Consider the following 294-nt stretch of genomic DNA (forward strand, 5'->3'; position numbering starts at 1 on the left):
TGGGTGCGGGCAAGTGCCTGGACGACCCGAACAGCACCACGACGCTGGGCACCCAGCAGCAGATCTACACCTGCAACGGTGCGGCGAACCAGACCTGGACGCACAACTCCTCCAACGAGCTGACCCTGAGCGTGGGCGGCAGCACCCTGTGCCTGGACGCGAACGGTAAGGGCACGACCGCGGGCACGAAGGTGATCGTCTACTCCTGCAACGGCCAGACCAACCAGCAGTGGAACCTCAACTCCAACGGCACCGTCACCGGTGTGCAGTCAGGGCTCTGCCTGGACGTGACCG

Annotated in this window: 1 protein-coding gene; it reads left to right on the forward strand. The window is 65.3% G+C overall.

The genetic code is table 11. The features are described 5' to 3' along the window. On the forward strand, window positions 1–294 hold a 294-nt coding region (locus KGA66_RS29550; RefSeq protein WP_211472954.1), incomplete at both ends, for a ricin-type beta-trefoil lectin domain protein.

Origin of the sequence: Actinocrinis puniceicyclus (assembly GCF_018283645.1) — a bacterium.
GTDB classification, from domain to species: domain Bacteria; phylum Actinomycetota; class Actinomycetes; order Streptomycetales; family Catenulisporaceae; genus Actinocrinis; species Actinocrinis puniceicyclus.